The organism is Massilia jejuensis (genome assembly GCF_042656795.1).
Lineage (GTDB): Bacteria > Pseudomonadota > Gammaproteobacteria > Burkholderiales > Burkholderiaceae_D > Telluria > Telluria jejuensis.
Genome location: NZ_JBHSMS010000021.1, coordinates 16,419 through 33,703 on the forward strand (window position 1 = coordinate 16,419; position 17,285 = coordinate 33,703).

13 protein-coding genes are annotated in these 17,285 nt (G+C 69.2%); 8 read left to right on the plus strand and 5 right to left on the minus strand.

What is annotated here, in order from left to right; all coding sequences use genetic code 11:
* The 3 genes from ACFPOU_RS05290 to ACFPOU_RS05300 all read right to left on the minus strand — a co-directional run bounded on the left by ACFPOU_RS05290 (position 1) and on the right by ACFPOU_RS05300 (position 5,282).
* Entirely contained in the window at positions 1 to 210 is a 210-nt protein-coding gene (locus ACFPOU_RS05290) for a hypothetical protein (protein WP_192052352.1), read from the minus strand.
* A 72-nt stretch (positions 211 to 282) separates the two neighbouring features.
* Entirely contained in the window at positions 283 to 4,044 is a 3,762-nt protein-coding gene (locus tag ACFPOU_RS05295; protein WP_379717935.1) for an AAA family ATPase, read from the minus strand.
* A complete protein-coding gene (locus ACFPOU_RS05300) occupies positions 4,041 to 5,282 on the minus strand; it encodes an exonuclease SbcCD subunit D C-terminal domain-containing protein (RefSeq protein WP_379717937.1) in 1,242 nt (413 codons plus the stop codon). The genes ACFPOU_RS05295 and ACFPOU_RS05300 overlap by 4 nt, the downstream gene beginning before the upstream one ends.
* 296 nt (positions 5,283 to 5,578) lie before the next feature.
* On the opposite strand from ACFPOU_RS05300, the gene ACFPOU_RS05305 reads away from it, so the two are divergent.
* The 5 genes from ACFPOU_RS05305 (at position 5,579) to yiaA (ending at position 10,336) form a co-directional block, all read left to right on the plus strand.
* Positions 5,579 to 6,169: a hypothetical protein gene (locus ACFPOU_RS05305; RefSeq protein WP_379717939.1), complete on the plus strand. Its 591-nt coding sequence runs from the start codon at positions 5,579 to 5,581 to the stop codon at positions 6,167 to 6,169.
* 88 nt (positions 6,170 to 6,257) lie between these two features.
* On the plus strand, positions 6,258 to 8,984 hold the full coding sequence (locus ACFPOU_RS05310; RefSeq protein WP_379717941.1) for a DUF349 domain-containing protein: 2,727 nt from the start codon (positions 6,258 to 6,260) through the stop codon (positions 8,982 to 8,984).
* Positions 8,981 to 9,439, plus strand: coding sequence for a molybdopterin synthase catalytic subunit MoaE (moaE, locus tag ACFPOU_RS05315; protein ID WP_379717943.1), 459 nt, complete (start codon positions 8,981 to 8,983; stop codon positions 9,437 to 9,439). The genes ACFPOU_RS05310 and moaE overlap by 4 nt, the downstream gene beginning before the upstream one ends.
* Complete coding sequence (gene crcB, locus ACFPOU_RS05320) at positions 9,436 to 9,810, plus strand: fluoride efflux transporter CrcB (protein WP_379717945.1); 375 nt, start codon at positions 9,436 to 9,438, stop codon at positions 9,808 to 9,810. Before moaE ends, crcB begins: the two co-directional genes overlap by 4 nt.
* Before the next feature lie 97 nt (positions 9,811 to 9,907).
* Positions 9,908 to 10,336 (plus strand): inner membrane protein YiaA, encoded by a 429-nt coding sequence (gene yiaA / locus ACFPOU_RS05325; protein ID WP_379717947.1) that lies wholly within the window; start codon positions 9,908 to 9,910, stop codon positions 10,334 to 10,336.
* Positions 10,337 to 10,339: 3 nt separating this feature from the next.
* On the opposite strand, the gene ACFPOU_RS05330 is transcribed toward yiaA, so the two are convergent.
* Positions 10,340 to 11,311 carry a TerC family protein gene (locus ACFPOU_RS05330; RefSeq protein WP_379717949.1) on the minus strand — a complete coding sequence of 324 codons (972 nt, stop codon included), beginning with the start codon at positions 11,309 to 11,311 and terminating at the stop codon, positions 10,340 to 10,342.
* 227 nt (positions 11,312 to 11,538) lie between these two features.
* Here ACFPOU_RS05330 and ACFPOU_RS05335 point away from each other — a divergent pair, with 227 nt between their 5' ends.
* The 3 genes from ACFPOU_RS05335 (at position 11,539) to ACFPOU_RS05345 (ending at position 16,524) form a co-directional block, all read left to right on the plus strand.
* Positions 11,539 to 12,453, plus strand: coding sequence for a LysR family transcriptional regulator (locus tag ACFPOU_RS05335; RefSeq protein WP_379717951.1), 915 nt, complete (start codon positions 11,539 to 11,541; stop codon positions 12,451 to 12,453).
* 67 nt (positions 12,454 to 12,520) lie between these two features.
* Positions 12,521 to 15,133 (plus strand): ATP-dependent chaperone ClpB, encoded by a 2,613-nt coding sequence (gene clpB, locus ACFPOU_RS05340; protein WP_379717953.1) that lies wholly within the window; start codon positions 12,521 to 12,523, stop codon positions 15,131 to 15,133.
* Between the two features lie 185 nt (positions 15,134 to 15,318).
* Positions 15,319 to 16,524, plus strand: coding sequence for an MFS transporter (locus ACFPOU_RS05345; protein ID WP_379717955.1), 1,206 nt, complete (start codon positions 15,319 to 15,321; stop codon positions 16,522 to 16,524).
* Positions 16,525 to 16,528: 4 nt separating this feature from the next.
* Here ACFPOU_RS05345 and ACFPOU_RS05350 read toward each other — a convergent pair whose 3' ends face one another.
* A complete protein-coding gene (locus tag ACFPOU_RS05350) occupies positions 16,529 to 17,269 on the minus strand; it encodes a PEP-CTERM sorting domain-containing protein (protein WP_379717957.1) in 741 nt (246 codons plus the stop codon).
* Between the last annotated feature and the right edge of the window lie 16 nt (positions 17,270 to 17,285).

Consider the following 17,285-nt stretch of genomic DNA (forward strand, 5'->3'; position numbering starts at 1 on the left):
TCAGTGGTGGTGATGCCAGTTGCCGTCGGCCGATTCGACGAAGGACTTCACCGCATCCGGATTGCCGGTCGCATGGCGCTTGACTTCGCCGCAGCCGCAGATGCCCTGGTAAGGCTGGATATGCGAACAGGCCGAGACCTTTTGCAGGTAGACCGTGACGGGCTTGGCGCACTTGGCGCATTTGAAGGTGAGGGTGCGGGCGGGTTTCATCGTTGGACGCAGGTAGGCAAAGGCGTCATTGTACAACGATGCCGGGCGCGGTCTGGCCCGGCGCCCCGGCCGTCACACCCCGACGCTGACCGTGCTGCTGCCGCCTCCCGCCGGACGCACCTGGATTTTCGCGGCGATCCGCTCCGTCATTTCCTGCACGTGCGAAATGACGCCCACCTTGCGTCCCATCGACTGCAAGGCATCGAGCGCATCCATCGCCACGCCGAGGGTGTCGCTGTCGAGCGAGCCGAAACCTTCGTCGATGAACAGCGACTCGACCCGCACCCGGTTCGAGGACAGCGACGCCAGGCCCAGGGCCAGCGCCAGCGACACGAGGAACGATTCGCCGCCCGAGAGCGAGTTGACCGAGCGGATCTCGCCGCCCATGTCCTGGTCGCGCACCATCAGGGCCAGCGACGGGGCGCCGGCGTTGTCGACGCGTTCCAGGCGGTAGCGCCGCGCCAGCTGGTTCAGGTGGCTGTTGGCGTAGCCGAGCAGGACGTCGAGCGTGAACTGCTGGGCGTAGTTGCGGAATTTCTTGCCGTCGGCCGAACCGATCAGCTCCGACAGGCGTCCCCAGCGCGCTTCGACCGCTTGCTGGCGCTCGATCTCGGCCAGCATCGATGCGGCCTTGACGCGCCGTTCGTCGTCCTGGGCCGCCTGCAGGCGCAGGCTCGTCGCCCGTTCGTGCACGGCGCTGCGTTCTTCCAGCACCGCTTCCAGGGCATCGGCCACGGCGGCGCCGTCCTGCATGGCGCCGTCGGGCGCGGCGCCGGTCTCATGCAGGCCGCGCTGGTTCTTGCGTTCGGCCAGCACGGCGGCGGCCCTGGCCAGCGCCGCGTCCAGTTCCGCCAGCGCCGCGCGCTCCTGCGCCAGCCAGGCGGCGCCGACGGCCAGCAGGCCGGCCAGGCGGGCCTGGTTTTCGACCGGCTCCAGGTCGCCGTGATGGGCGGCGTAATCCTCGATCCAGTCTGCCAGGCGGGCGGCGGCGTCGCGCGCGTCGTCCTGCAGGGAGCCGATGCGTTCCTGGGCTTGCGCCAGGGTGGAGCGCACGCGGGATTCGCGCTGGACCGCCTCGCCCGCCGCCGCCTGGCGCGCGGCCAGGGTGTCGCGGGCGCCGGCGACGGCGCGCCGCAAGGCCTGCTCGACCTCGGCGACGGCGCGGCCTTCGAACAAGGCGGCGCGCGACCGGCGCTGTTCGTCCAGCCCGGCTTCGCTGTGGGCCAGGGCTTCCCGGGCGGCGCCGGCCGCGGCTTGCGCATGCTCGGCGCGCACGAACGCCTCGCGCTGCGCCGCTTCCAACGTCGCCATGGCCGCCCGGTGTTCGGCCAGCCGGGCCGACTGCGTGTTCCAGGCCTGCGCTTCCAGCGCGCGCGCCGCCTGCCACTGCGCCGGATTGCGGCGCCAGGCATCCTGCCAGCCGTCGCCGCTCGCCTCGGCGAGCACTGGATCGAGGTCGGCCAGCACGGCGTCGAGCGTGGCGCGCTCGCGCTCGCGCTGGACGGACAGGCCCTGGTGTTCGATCTCCAGCGCGGCCAGCGCGTTGCGCGCATTCTGGGCCAGCTCGCGCAGGCGGGCATGCTCGGCGTTGGCGGCATCGAAGGCCGTCTGCGCCGCTTCGCGTGCCTGCGCGGCGCGGCGCGCGTCCTGCTGGCGCGCCTCGACGGCCAGCAAGGCCTCGCGCACGGCGCCGGTTTGCGCCTCGAACCATGGTTTGCGTCCGCCCTCGGGCGGCGCATCGGCGGCGGCCGTATTGCCGCGCCAGGTCGCTTCGAGTTCGCCGATGTCGTCCAGCAGCGTGGCGCGCTCGGCGCCGAGCGCCGCGAGGCGCTCGCCGGCCGCTTCGAACCGGGCGCGGTGGGTGGCCTGTTCCGACAGGTTCCGCTCGGCCTCGACGCGGCGCCCGGCCACCTGGCCGCGCAGCATGTCGAAGACGGCATGCAGGCGCGCGTCCTGGTGCGCGTAGGGGTGGGCCTGGCTGCCGCAGACCGGGCAGGGATCGCCCTCGGCCAGCGTGGCGCGCAGGTCTTCGACATTGCCGGCGCAGGCCAGTTCGGCGGCGGCGAGCGCGTGTTCGGCCTGCATCGCCGCACTGGCAAGCGCGGGCGCCGCGGCAAGGGCGGCGCCGAGCTGGGTTTCGGCCGCGCCGCGCGCCGCATGGGTGCGTTCGATCTCGCCATCGATGCGCGCCAGGTGTTCGCGCGCGGCCTGCAATCCCTTGGCGGTGCGGGCGGCGGCGGCCAGCGCTTCGCGCCGTGCCTCCAGGCCCTGGCGTTGCTCGTGCAGGGCGTCGAGGTCGAAGCCGGCCAGCGCGGCGGCCGCGCTCCGGCGCGCCGTATCGAGTTCGGCGATGCGGGCGGCGGCGCGCGCGGCGGCGTCGGCCGCCGCTTCCAGGGTCGCCGCCGCGTTGACGCGGGCGCGCTCGGTCTTGGCCAGCGCGTCCAGGTTCGCGCCCGCGGCGCTTGCCGCCTGCGCGGCTTGCGCGAAGAGCTTGTCCCAGCGCGGCCATTGGACGGCCAGCGCCTCGACTTTGCGGTGGGCGGCGAGCCAGTCGGCGCTGCGGGTCGCGGTGTCGCGCGTCTGCGCCAGGCGCGCATCGGCTTCGGCCAGCAGGTCGCGGGTGCGCGCCGCGTCCAGCACCGTCGCGTCGCGCCGGCCGGCCAGATGGGCATGGGCGCCGGCCAGCGTGCCGATGGTCGCGTCGAGCGCCTTGGCCGCATCCAGTTGCGCGGCGGCGTCCAGCTGGGCCGCTTCGGCAGCTTCCTGTGCGGCCGCGGCCGCCGCTGCTTCCTGCAGCGCAACGCGCGCCGCTTCGCCGGCATGCGCGAGCTCGGCCTGGCCGTTCGCAAGCAGCGCCTCGAGCTGGGCGCGTTCGGCGTCCAGGCGCGCCAGTTCGGCCATCAGCGGGCGCGCCGCCTGCACCTGGTCGAGCGTGGCCAGGCGCAGGCGGCGCTCGCCGGCGCCGTCCACCTGCGCCTGCGCCGCCTGCAGCAGGGTTTCCGCCTGCGCTTCGCTCACGCGCAGCCGTTCGCGTTCCTGATGCCAGCGCAACTGCGCTTCGAGCAGGGCGCGGCGCACGTCGACGGCCTGCAGCGCCGTTTCGGCGGCGGCGCGCTCGGCGTCGAGCGCGGCGCGTGCCTCGGCAGCCAGCGGGGTCTGGTCGGCCAGGCGCGCGCTCAGGCGCCGCACCGCGTCCTGCTCGAACTTGTAGCGCTCGTACGCGCGCCTGGAAATGTCGCTGTAGACGGCGCTGCCGGTGAGGGTCTCGAGCAGTTCGCCGCGCTCGTTCTCGTCGGTTTTCAGGAAGGCCGAGAATTCATTCTGGGCCAGCAGCGCCGAGCGCGTGAACTGCTCGAAGGACAGGCCGATGCGCGCCGCGATCTCAGCCTGGGCCTCGGTCTTGGTGCCGCCCAGCGGCGCCATTTCCGGCAGCCGGTGCAGGGTCATGTTCGAGGCCTGGAGCAAACCGCTGACCTTGTTGCGCGAGCGGCGCACGCTCCACCTGGCGCGGTAGTGGATGCCGTCGTTGCCGACGAAATCGACTTCGGCGTGTCCCTCGGCCGCGCCGCGCCGCAGCAGGTTGCGCGCATCGAGGGTGGAGACCGATTCGCCGCCGGCGTCGGGCAGGGCGCCGCGGCTGCCGCGCCCCTGCAGGCGCGGGGTGTTGCCGTACAAGGCCAGGCACAGCGCGTCGAGCAGGGTGCTCTTGCCGGCGCCGGTCGGGCCGCAGATCGCGAACAGGCCGCTCGACGCCAGCGGCTCGCTCGCGAAGTCGACGCAAAAATCCCCCGCCAGGGACGCCAGGTTGCGTCCCGCGATACGCAGGATCTTCATGGGCGCTCCACGTCGCCGGGCAGCATCAGTTCGGCGAAGGCTGACAACTGGTCGAGCGGGGCGTCGTCGCCGAAACGCTGCTGCCACAGGCGCCGGAAGATGTCGTCCGGCTGCAGCTGGGCCAGCTGGTCGAGGGTGAGGGCGTCGCTGCCGTCCTCGCGCGTGACCACCTTGCGGGTCGGCTCGATCTTCGCCAGGCGCACCGGCTTGCCGGCGATCGCGGCCTCCACTTGCGCGCGCAGGCCCGGTTCCGGACCGTCGAGCAGCACCCGCACTTCCAGGTAGGGCCGGCACTGGGGCGGCAGGTCCGGGTCGAGCTCGAGCGCTTCCAGCGCGGCCAGCACCTGCGCCAGCGGCGCCGGCCTGGGCGGCACGCGCAGCAGTTCGACCGCGCGCGGCACCGGCAGCGGCGTGATCTCTTTCGCCACCGGGCCGTCGAGGTCGATGCGCAGCACCTGGTGCTGGTAGCCGACTTCGGCGAACGAGAGCGGCAAGGGACTGCCGGAGTAGCGCAGGTGGTCCTGCTTGCCGACGCGCTGGGCCAGGTGCAGGTGGCCCAGCGCCGCGTAAGCGATGTCCGGATCGAACATCGAGGCCGGCAGCGCCTCGGTGCCGCCGATGACGATGCGGCGCTCGGAGTCGGCCGAGGACTGGCCGTCGACCATGTGGCAGTGGCCCATGGCCAGGATCGCCTGGCCGGGCGCGCGGCGCGATTGCGCCAGCGCGCAGGCTTGCCGGTAGAGCAGGGCGATGCCGTTCAGGTAGGCGTCGCCTTGCGCCTCGGCCCTGGGCACGTCCCCGGGACGCAGGAAGGGTACGCCCAGGCACCAGGCCTTGATTTCCCCGGTCTTGTCGTGCAGCGGCACGAGCAGGCGTTCGAGGTCGATCGCCCCGTCGCTGTCGCGCACCACGTTGCCGATCACGGTCGTGCCATGCGCTTCGAGCAGCGGTCCCGGCGCTTCCAGCCGCCCCGGCGAATCGTGGTTGCCGGCGATGACGACGATCTGCAGCCGCGGCGCGCGCGCCCTGGCCCGCTGCAGGAAACCGTACAGCTGGCGCTGGGCGCTCGACGACGGGTTGGCGTTGTCGAATATATCGCCCGCGATCAAGAGCGCGTCGGCCTCTTCGGCGACGATGGTGTCGAGCAGCCAGTCGAGGAAGCACTGGTGTTCGTAGGTCCGGTCGTAATTGTGCAGGGTCTGGCCGAGGTGCCAGTCCGAAGTGTGCAACAGCCGCATGCGGATATCGAAATGGGGAGGTGGGGGACGGCTGCACTATAGCGCAGCCAGCGCATGTGTTCAAAAAAATTCCGGGCGGCGACACCCAGGCGCACCGGCTCGTCGGGCGCCATGGCCTCCCCAGAGTTTGCGCAATATCAAAGTCGTGAGGTGCACGGTCCGTAAACTAGACCTTCCTTCAGGCTGAAGAGAAGAAAAAACATCCGCCCAGCCTGTCCAAAAACCATCGTGTCCAGCCTTGCCGTGTTCCCCATGCGGAGCATGCGCTTGCGTTGACGACGCCGAGAGGAGACTGAATGCTTACCGCGACCTATACCCTCGTTGCGCTTTCCGTGGAACAAACCAATATGCGGGTCGGCCTGCATGCCGTCCAGCAGCTCGTCCAACGCGGCTATGCCCGCCAGAGCGCACTGACCGAGGGCCAGGCCGACTATGTCTGCGCTACCTTGCGCCGCCTCTACGAAGGCTGCCAGGGCCGCAAGCTCGACCGCTTCCTGCTGCCGGCCCTGCGCCGCGCCGGTGCCGGGGCCGACCCGCTCCTGTGCGAACTCGACATGCTCAGCCGCAGCGCATCCGAGGCGCTCGGCGCCGCCTGCCGCCTGGCCGCCGCCGGCATCGGCGATGAGGAGGGCGTCGACGCCTTCTGCCTGGCCGTCGAGCGCTTCTGCGCGGCCCTCGAACTGCGTTTCGACCGCGAGGAGAGCGAGCTGTTTCCGATCGCGCGCGCGGCCATCGCCGGCGACGCCTGGTTTGCGGTCGCCAACCAGATGCTGGCGCACGATGCCTACCGCGACGAACACCGCAGCCAGGCGTCCCCCCCGGCCAGCCGCGCCACCCGCGCAGATCATGCTCATCGGCAAAGTCTGGCGACCTATTACGCGCACTAGCCGTTGCGAGCGCGCTTGCGCTGAGTACGCCAGAAAAAGCCGCCATCGTTCTTTGCTATGATGGGGGTTTTGGAAGCGCGATTTCATCATGTTCGAATTCCTATTCAAGCGCCAGGGCGGCAAGACGGGCAACGGACGCGGCGCGCAAGCGGCCGTGCCGGCCAAGTCCGCTCCGGCCAAGTCTGCACCGGCCAAGTCCGCTGCGGTGTCCAGCGCGCCATCGCACAGGTCCGGCGCACCGTCGACCCAGCCCGAGAGCGCTGGCGCCGGTTCCGCATCGGCCCGCGCCGGCGCCGCCGTGCGCGAGCAGCAGGCCGAGCGCTTGAAAATGCTCGACGGCGATGAAGCGCGCGCCGTGGAATTCATCCTCCAGTGCGAATTTTCCGAACTGCGCCTGAGCGCGGCCGATCTGGTCCACGGTCGTGCCGCGCTCGAGCGCGTGCACGCCGCCATGCGCAACACCGACCGCCGGGTCGCCAAGCTGATGCAGTCGCGCCTGGAGGCCATCCGCCACCACGATGCCGAACTGGCCCGGGGCCAGGCGACGCTGGCGCAGGCGAAAGCGCTGCTGGCCGACGAGCACCTGACGCCGAACCAGGTTGCCGATCTCGATCGTCAATGGGCGATCATCGCCGCTCCCGAATTGCAGGACGCCTTCGCGCCGCTGCGCAACGCGCTGGGCGCGCGCCTGGAAGCCCAGGTGCAACTGCAGCGCGCCATGATCGATCGCCTGGGCGCGCTGCGCCGGCTGGAAACAAGCGGCCTGAACGTCGCCGAAATGGCCGCCGCGCTCGATCGGATGCTGGGCGAGCAAAGCGCCGCCCTGGCCGCGTCCGAACGCGCCTGGCTGCCACGCTCGCTCGTCGCCGAATTCGCCTCGGAACACGCGCGCCTGGCCAGCGTGCTGGCCACGCTCGAACAAGCGCAGGCCGCCCTGGCCGCGCGCGAGGCGGCCCTGGCCGAGTGGCAGGCCCGGCCGGTCGCCGATCTGGAGGCCGACGCCTTGCGCAAGGCCTGGCAAACACTGCCGCCGCTGCCTGCGGGCGCTGCCGGGACCGAGCTGCACGGCCGTTTCGAAGCGCTGCTGGCGAGCCTGCCGCAGCCGCTGCGCAAGACGCGCGAAGCCGGCGCGGCCGAAGCGCCGCGAGGCGAACGGCGCACGCCCGGCGACGCGGCGCCGGCCGACGGCGCCGAAGCGCGCCGCGCCACACCGCCCAAGGGCGCGGACCAGGCCTTCATCGACAACATGGACGCGCTGGAAGCGGCCCTGCAGCAAGGCTCGCTCGCCCACGCCGCCGAACTCGACAAGGCCTTGAAGGAAACCAAGGGCAAGGGCATGCGCTTGAACAGCCAGCAAGCCGACCGCCTGGCCCACCTGCGCGCCGAACTGAAACGCCTGTCGGACTGGGCGCGCTGGGGCGGCAATGTCTCGCGCGAAGAACTCATCAAGACCGTGGAAGCCTTGTCGACCCAGAACCTGGCGATGGCGGAACTGGCGAAAAAAGTCGGCAGCATGCGCGAACGCTGGAAGGCCCTCGACAGCCTGTCGGGGGCGGCGCCGAAAAGCCTGTGGGAACGCTTCGATCATGCCTGCACGGTGGCCTATGCGCCGGCCGCGGCCCATTTCAAGCACCTGGCCGACGAGCGCCATGCGAACGCGGCCAAGGGCGAGGCCATCGTGGCCGAGGCCAATGCCGAGATCGCGCGCCTGGAGTCGGGGGAGGCCGACTGGAAGCATGTCGCCGGCACCGTGCAGCGCCTGCGCCTTGCCTGGAGCCACCTGGGCGCCATCGACCGCAAGGACAAGAAGCGCCTCGATACCTTGTTCGGCGCGGCCTTGACCACGTTGCAAGGCCCGCTGGAGGAGCAGCGCAAGGCCGAGGTCGTGGGCCGCGAGGAATTGATCGAAGAAGTACTGGCGATCGATCCGCACGACCGGCATGCGGTCGACCACCTGCGCGATATCCAGGCGCGCTGGCAGGCGCATGCGCGCGCGCTGCCGCTCGAGCGCAAGGCCGAGCAGGCATTGTGGCAGCGCTTTCGCGGCGCCTGCGACGATCTGTTTGCGCGGCGCAAGGAAACCGCGCACGCGGCCGACGCCGAGCGGCGTGTCCACGAGACGGCCAAGGACGCGCTCTGCGCGCGCCTGGAAGCTGCCGCCGGCGAGGCGACCGCGGCCAGCGCCGCCAAGTTGCTGCGCGAGGCGGCCGCCGAATGGCAGGCGATCGGGCCGGTACCGCGCGCCCACGAGGCACGGGTCGAGAAGCGGTATCACGACGCCGTGGCGAGCGTGCAGCACCATGCCGACCTGTCGCGCCGCGCCGCCAGCCTGGCCCTGGCCGGCGCCCTGCGCGACAAGCTGCGCGCCTGCCAGGAACTCGAGCAAGCGCTGGCGGGAAGCGGCCAGGAAATGGCGAGCGCCGACTGGCGGGCCCGCTGGGCGGCATTGGCGCCGGCCGGCGCCGGCTACGACCCGGTGCTCGATGCCCGTTTCGAGGCGGCCCTGAACGCTCTCGATACCGACCGCGCCGCCCATGCGCGCCTGCTCGAGGCAAACCGGCCGACCTTGCTCGCCGAACTGCTGCGCCAGGAAGTCGCGGCCGGCATCGACAGCGGCGCCGAATTCGCGCGCGACCGCCTCAGGCTGCAGGTGGAAAACTTGCAATCGACGCTGAAAGCCGGCAACAAGGCGGCGCAGCGCGCGCACGGCCAGGACGCCCTGTACGCCCTGTGCGCGCTGCCGGCCCTGGCCGACGAGCGCACCGCGCTGCGCATCGAGCAGCTCCTGCTGCGCATGGCGCGGGAGGGCAAATGAGCCAGGTAAGGGTACAAACCGGGGACTTCGATCTCGGGCAGGAACTGGCGCGCCTGCGCCAGGACGATCCGCGCGTGGGCGCCGTCGTCAGCTTCGTCGGCACGGTGCGCGACATGAACGACGGATCGGCAGTCTCGGAAATGGAACTGGAACACTATCCGGGCATGACCGAGCGCGCACTGCAGGACATCGTGGCCCAGGCCAGCGCACGCTGGCCGCTTTACAACGCGCTGGTCATCCACCGCGTCGGCCCGCTGGCGCCGATGGCGCAGATCGTCCTGGTGGCCGTGAGCGCGGCCCACCGCGGCGAAGCCTTCGCCGCCTGCGAGTTCATCATCGACTACCTGAAGACCGATGCCCCGTTCTGGAAGAAGGAACAAACACCCGAAGGCGCGCGCTGGGTCGACGCGCGCATTACCGACGACAGCGCCAAGCGCAAGTGGGCAGCGGCGTGAGCTGGCTGGCGGTCGGGGCGGGCGCCGCGATCGGCGCCTGGCTGCGCTGGGGCTTCGCGACCTGGCTCGGTTCGATGCATGCCCACGTGCAGGCCGGCACCCTGGCGGCCAACCTGGCCGGCGGCTACCTGGTCGGCATCGCGCTGGGCTTTTTCTCGGCCCATCCGCAGCTGACACCCGAGTGGCGCCTGTTCGTCGTCACCGGTTTCCTCGGCGGCCTGACGACTTTTTCCAGTTTTTCCGGCGAATCGGTCGCGCTCCTGCAGCGTGGCGACTATGGCTGGGCGCTGGCGCATACGCTGCTGCACCTGGTCGGGTCGATCCTGCTGTGCATCGCGGGTTTTGCGACCTGGCGCGCCTTGCGCGGATAGTACCGGCGGTAGCGCCAGCCGATACTGCTGCTGTTTCGCAAGGATTCGCTGGCCGCCGATGATAAGCTTGCCGCCGGACAATTAACCGGAGCTTGCCATGACAACCGTTCAACGACCGACCGCCGCCTTCGTCGGCGCATCCTGGGGCGCACTATGCATCGGTGTGGCCGCTTTCCTGCTGGGCTTGTGGAACGCCCAGATGCAGCTCAACGAAAAAGGCTACTACCTGTCGCTGCTGCTCCATGGCCTGTTCGCCGCCATCTCGCTGCAGAAATCGGTGCGCGACCGCAGCGAAGGCATTGCCGTCACCGGCCTGTATTTTTCGCTGTGCTGGTTCTCGCTGTTCGCGGTGATCGGCTTGCTGGCGGCGGGCTTGTGGAACGCGGAGCTGCAGCCGAGCGAAAAAGGCTTCTATGCGATGTCGTTCGTCTTGAGCCTGTTCGCCGTGGTCGCGGTCCAGAAGAACGTGCGCGACCTCGGCGCGGACCAGGCGCCGGCCCCGGCGACGGCGCCCGGGCACGGCTGAGCGTCAACGGCGCACCTCGCTTCTGCTGCGCCAGAGGGAATAGCCGATACCGGCCGCGATCAGCGTGGCGGTCACCCCCAGCGACAAGCCCGCCGGCACTTTGCCTCCGAACAGGAAATCGCCCAGGTAGATCTTCGAGCCGATGAAGACGAGCACCGCCGCCAGCGAATACTTCAGGTAGCGGAAGCGCTGCACGACATCGGCCAGGGCGAAATACAGGGCCCGCAAGCCCAGCACCGCGAAGATGTTCGAGGTATAGACGATGAACGGGTCGCTCGTGATGGCCAGGATCGCGGGCACGCTGTCGACGGCGAAGATCAGGTCGGTGATTTCCACCATGCACAGGGCCAGGAAGAGCGGGGTCGCATGCCAGGCCAGGCGTGCGTTCCCCGCTTGCGGCAGCCTCACCAGGAAGGCGTTGCCGTGGATCGCGGTCACGCGCAGGTGCCGCCGCAGCCAGGCCAGCACCGCGCTGTCGCGCACCCCGTGCAGGTGCTCGATGGCGAAGAACATCTTGACGCCGGTGACGATCAGCACCGCGCCGAACAGGTACAGCACCCAGCTGTAGCTGGCCACCAGCGCCGCGCCGGCGCCGATCATCACCCCGCGCATGAGGATCACCCCCAGGATGCCCCAGAACAGGACACGGTGCTGGTACGCGGGCGGAATGGCCAGGGTGGCGAAGATCAGCGAGATGACGAAGATGTTGTCGAGCGACAGACTCTTTTCGATCAGGAAGCCGGTATAGAAATGCAGCGCCTTTTCGCTACCGAATCCGTGCCAGACCCACAGGCCGAACAGCAGGCCCGCGCCCAGGTAGAGTGCGGAGAGCTTCAGGCTCTCGCGCACGCCGATGACATGGTCGTCGCGATGGAGCACGCCGAGGTCGAAAGCGAGCAGCACGGCCACGATGGCCAGGAAGGAGAGCCACATCCAGGCCGGTGCGCCCAGCCAGACGAGGTGCAGGAAGTCCATGGCATCAACCCTCCCCGGCCGGCGAGCGCGGCGGCGCCGGCGCGCGCCACTTGCGCGGCGCCCGCCGCGGCAACAGGTGTTCGCGGCCGTCGCCGCCATCGGTGGCATGGGTTTGCATGGTATTTCCTCCTCGGTCGTGACTGTGGTATCCAGCTTAGACAGGCAAAAGAGAAAAGAAAAATCGATTAATCTTTAGTGACGCTCAATTTTTTTGGAAGTGTGCTGTCATGAACTACAAGCATCTGCAGTACTTCCACGCGGTTGCCACCGGCGGCTCGATCGCACGCGCGGCGCAGCGTCTGAACGTCACGCCCCAGGCCATCAGCACGCAGCTCGGCCTGCTCGAAACCCGGTTCGGCGCGCCCTTGTTCCGGAAAAAGGGCAGGGGACTCGAGCTGACCGAGGCGGGCAAGGTGGCCCTGCAGTACACCGAGCGTATCTTCGACCTCGGTAACGAGCTGGAGCAGACGATGCGGCGGGGCGCCGCTCCCGTGCCGGAGACATTGCGCGTAGGTATTTGCGACATCGTGCCGAAAACGGTCGCCTTCCGCCTGCTGCGGCCGGCGCGCGAGGCGGGCATGGCGATGCGCCTGATCTGCCGCGAGGACCGCTTCGATGCGCTCATGGTCGAGCTGGCCGCGCACCGGCTCGACATGGTGCTGGCCGACCGCGGCCCGGAGCCCGGGGGCACGGTGCGCGCTTACACCCATGTGCTCGGATCGAGCAGCTTGAGCGTGCTCGGCCATCCGCAACTGTGCCGCGCCTGGCGCGGCACGTTTCCGGCGCGCCTGCAAGAGGCGCCTTTCCTGCTGCCCGGTCCTGAAGCGGCCGTGCATGGTCCCTTGCGGGGCTGGTTCGAAGAACGGGGGCTGCGCCCGGTCATCGTCGGCGAGTTCGACGACGGCGCCCTGCTCAAGGCGTTCGCGCGCGCCGGCGCCGGCTTCATGGCCGCACCGACGGCCGTTGCCGCCGTCGTCGGTCAGGAGTACGCTCTGGAGCAGGTCGGCGTGATCGACACGATCGTCGAGCAGTTCTACGCAATGACCGTGGAACGCCAGCTCGACCACCCGGCGATCAAGCGCATCCTGGACAGGGCTGGCACGGTCTTTGCTGATATTTCGTCGAATTCGGCGCAGGGATGATCTTGAAATGCATGGCCCCATCCCACATTTGTTTCCCGGTTAAGAACACTCACGAGGGAGTAGAACCATGCGGCAAGACAAGCTAACGACCAAGCTCCAGGAAGCGCTGGCCGACGCCCAGAGCCTGGCGGTCGGCAACGATAACCAGTACATCGACCCGGTTCACCTGCTCGTCGCCCTGCTGAACCAGGACGACGGCGGCGCGCGCTCATTGCTGCAGCGCGCCGGCGTGAACGTCGGGGCGCTGACGAATGCCTTGAAGGGCGGCCTGGAGCGCCTGCCCAAGGTTTCCGGCACGGGAGGCGAGACGCAGGTCGGGCGCGAGCTCGTCGCCCTGCTCAACCTGGCCGACCGCGAATCGCAAAAGCGCGGCGACCAGTTCCTGTCGAGCGAGATGGTGCTGCTCGCGCTGACCGAGGACAAGTCGGACGCCGGGCGCCTGGCACGCGAGCACGGCCTGGCGCGCAAGTCGCTCGAATCGGCCATCTCGGCCGTGCGCGGCGGGGAGAACGTCAATTCGCAGGATGCCGAAGGCCAGCGCGAGTCGCTCAAGAAATACACGCTCGACCTGACCGAACGCGCGCGCATGGGCAAGCTCGACCCGGTGATCGGCCGCGACGACGAGATTCGCCGCGCGATCCAGGTGCTGCAGCGCCGCACCAAGAACAATCCGGTGCTGATCGGCGAGCCGGGCGTGGGCAAGACGGCGATCGTCGAGGGCCTGGCCCAGCGCATCGTGAACGGCGAAGTGCCCGATTCCCTGAAGGGCAAGCGCGTGCTCTCGCTCGACATGGCGGCGCTGCTGGCGGGCGCGAAGTACCGCGGCGAATTCGAGGAGCGCCTGAAATCGGTGCTGAAGGAACTCGCCCACGACGAAGGCCAGACCATCGTCTTCATCGACGAGATCCATACGATGGTCGGCGCCGGCAAGGCCGAGGGCGCGATGGATGCCGGGAACATGCTCAAGCCGGCACTGGCGCGCGGCGAGCTGCACTGCGTGGGCGCGACCACGCTCGACGAATACCGCAAGTACGTGGAAAAGGATGCGGCCCTCGAGCGCCGCTTCCAGAAGATCATCGTCGACGAGCCGAGCGTGGAGGCGACGATCGCGATCCTGCGCGGGCTGCAGGAAAAATACGAGCTCCACCACAAGGTCGAGATCACCGACCCGGCCATCATTGCCGCGGCCGAGCTCTCGCACCGCTACATCAGCGACCGCTTCCTGCCGGACAAGGCGATCGACCTGATCGACGAGGCGGCCTCGAAGATCAAGATCGAGATCGACTCCAAGCCGGAAGTGATGGACAAGCTCGAACGCCGGCTGATCCAGTTGAAGATCGAGCGCGAGGCGGTCAAGAAGGAGACCGACGAGGCGTCGATGCGGCGCCTGGAACTGATCGGCGAGGAAATCGCGCGCCTGGAGCGAGAGTACAACGATTTCGAGGAGATCCTGAAGTCGGAAAAGGCGGCCGTGCAGGGCACGACCCACATCAAGGAAGAGATCGAGCGCGTGCGCTTCCAGATGGAAGAAGCCAAGCGCCAGAGCAACTGGCAGCAGGTCTCGGAGCTGCAGTACGGGCGCCTGCCCGAACTCGAGGCGCAGCTCAAGCACGCCGAGGAAGCGACCGGCCGCGCCGACGGCGAGGCCGGCAAGCCGAAACTCCTGCGTACCCAGGTGGGTGCCGAGGAAATCGCCGAGGTGGTCTCGCGCGCGACCGGCATTCCGGTCTCGCGCATGATGCAGGGCGAGCGCGACAAGCTGCTGCACATCGAAGAGAAGCTCCATGAGCGCGTGGTCGGCCAGGACGAGGCGATCGAGGCCGTGTCGGATGCGATCCGCCGCTCGCGCGCCGGCCTGTCCGATCCGCACCGGCCGTACGGCTCGTTCATGTTCCTGGGCCCGACGGGCGTCGGCAAGACCGAGTTGTGCAAGGCGCTGGCGGCCTTCCTGTTCGACACCGAGGAGTCGATGATCCGCATCGACATGAGCGAATTCATGGAGAAGCATTCGGTGGCACGCCTGATCGGCGCGCCGCCGGGCTATGTCGGCTACGAGGAGGGCGGTTACCTGACCGAAGCGGTGCGCCGCAAGCCCTACAGCGTGATCCTGCTCGACGAGATCGAAAAGGCGCACGCGGACGTGTTCAACGTGCTGCTGCAGGTGCTCGACGACGGCCGCATGACCGACGGCCAGGGCCGCACCGTCGATTTCAAGAACACGGTGATCGTGATGACCTCGAACCTCGGTTCGCACAAGATCCAGTCGATGGATACCGACGAGCCGGCGGTGGTGAAGATGGCGGTGATGGCCGAGGTGCGCGGACATTTCCGTCCGGAGTTCATCAACCGCATCGACGACATCGTGGTCTTCCATGCGCTCGACGAGAAGAACATCGGCGCGATCGCCAAGATCCAGCTGCGCAGCCTGGAAGAGCGCCTGGCGAAGATGGAGATGACGCTCGACATCGACGACGAGGCCCTGCAGAAGATCGCGGAAGCCGGCTTCGACCCGGTGTACGGCGCGCGTCCGCTCAAGCGCGCGATCCAGCAGCAGATCGAAAATCCGCTGTCGAAAGCGATCCTGTCGGGCCGTTTCGGGCCGAAGGACACGATTCCGGTGCGGGTCCGGGCCGGGCAGCTCGTGTTCGGCGAGGAGCAGCAGGTCGAGCTGGCCAAGTAAGGCGGCTCGGCAGCCGGGAAGGGCGCAGCGATGCGCCCTTTTTCAATTCCGTCTCGCCCGCTGGGAAGAATGAAGGGCGGGCGCAAGGCCGTCGTCGCCGGGGAGCGGGCACGGGAAGGAGGCCAGGCCAGCAAGCCTGGCCGGTTTTGACTACACTGATCCTTTTTGCTTCCCACAACGCAACCATGACGACAAGCAGCCTGCGCCAGGATGCGCGCGTGATCGGCCTGGTCGGGGTCTCGCACGGTGTTTCCCACTTCTTTCACCTGATCCTCGCCGGCCTGTTTCCCTGGCTGAAGTCGGCGTTCACGCTGTCGTATGCGGAACTGGGCTTGTTGATGAGCGTGTTCTTCGTCGTCTCCGGGATCGGCCAGGCCTTGTCGGGCTTCCTGGTCGACCGGGTCGGGGCGCGGCGCGTGCTGTTGACGGGACACGCGCTGCTGGGCGGCGCGGCACTGCTGCTGGCGAGCGCGCCGAACTATACCGTGCTGCTGCTCGGTTCCCTGGTGGCGGGCTGCGGCAATGCGGTGTTCCACCCGGCCGGCTACACGCTGCTCAACCAGAACGTGTCGAAGGAACGCCTGCCTTATGCGTTCTCGGTGCACGGCATTTCCGGCAACGTCGGCTGGGCGGCGGCGCCCTTGTTCCTGGCGGCCGTCGCAACCTTGTCGAGCTGGCGCGTGGCCTTGCTGTCGGCGTCCGCCATTCCAACCCTGATGCTGCTCACGCTCTTGCTGAACCGCAAGGTGCTGGCGACGCAGGCGCCGGCGCAGAACGCGGCGCAGGCGGCCGGCGGCTCCTTCGATTTCCTGCGCCTGCCGGCGGTCTGGATGTGCTTCGGCTTCTTTTTCCTGACCTCGGTCGCGCTGGGCGGCATCCAGGCCTTCCTGTCGACCAGCCTGACGGCGCTGTATGCCATTTCGCTGCCGACCGCGGCTTCGGCCTATACCACCTTCATGCTGTCGTCGGCGGCCGGCATGGTGGCCGGCGGCTTCCTGGCGGCGAAGGTGCGCAGCCATGACCGCACGATCGCGGCCGCCCTGCTCGTTGCCGCGGCGCTGGCCTTGCTGCTGTCGGCCTCGATCGTGCCGGGTCCGATGGTGGTGCTGGTGATGGGCGGCATCGGCCTGGCCTCGGGCATCGCCGGCCCCTCGCGCGACTTGCTCATCCGCGCGGCGGCACCGCCGAACGCCAGCGGGCGCGTGTTCGGCGTCGTCTATTCGGGACTCGACAGCGGCATGGCGGTCGGTCCCGCGCTATTCGGGGTGCTGATGGATGGCGGCCACCCGGCCGCGCTGTTCATCGGGGTGGCGCTGTTCCAGACGCTGGCGATCGCCACCGCGGTGGGCGCCGGGGGCAGGGGACGGGCGCCGCTGCCGCACAAGGCCTGACCGGTCAGCCGCGTTTGCGCAGCACCACGCCCATCAAGGCCAGGCCGCCCAGCAGCAGGGCGATCGAATACGGCTCGGGCACCTCGCTGTTGCCCGCCACGGGCGCGAGCTCCACGACGGGCGGCTGCACCAGCACCGGCGGCGGAACCGGCGGCGTCGGGCCGGGCACTTCGTCGCCGGCGGAAACGGTCGTGCCGTCGCCCACCGGCTGCGTGACCGGCGGCGTCACCACGACCGGCGGAGCGACCACGACGGGCGGCGTCACGACGGGCACCGTCGGCACGGTCGGCGTCGACTTGACGGTCTGCGAGAGCAGGTCGCCGACCTTGTTGCGTGCGCTGTCCATGAAGTTGACCTTCAGGTGCGGCGCGTCGAGCTCGGGCGTGCCGCCGCTGAAGGCGAAGCTGAACACCATGTTGTCGGTTAAGGCGATCGGCGCGCCCGACAGGCAGAGGGCGGTCGTCGACTTCGTCGCGCCGCCGCCGGCGCAGCCTTTGGCATTGAGTTCTTTCGAGTTCAGCTGCCAGGCGTCGACGCCGTTCGGCGCGGCCACCATCGACACGCTGCTGAAACTGCCGATGTCCTTCAGGCTGAGCGCGCCCAGCAGGGTAGCGCCGCTCCAGTCGCCGCTGCGCTTGGCGGCGTCGATTTCCAGCGTCAGGACATTGCCGGTCCAGCTACTGGTAAAGACGACATCCTGGAAAGTCAGCACGCCGGCCTGTGCCGGGCCAAGTCCGGCTGCCATGGCGAGTGCCAGGCTG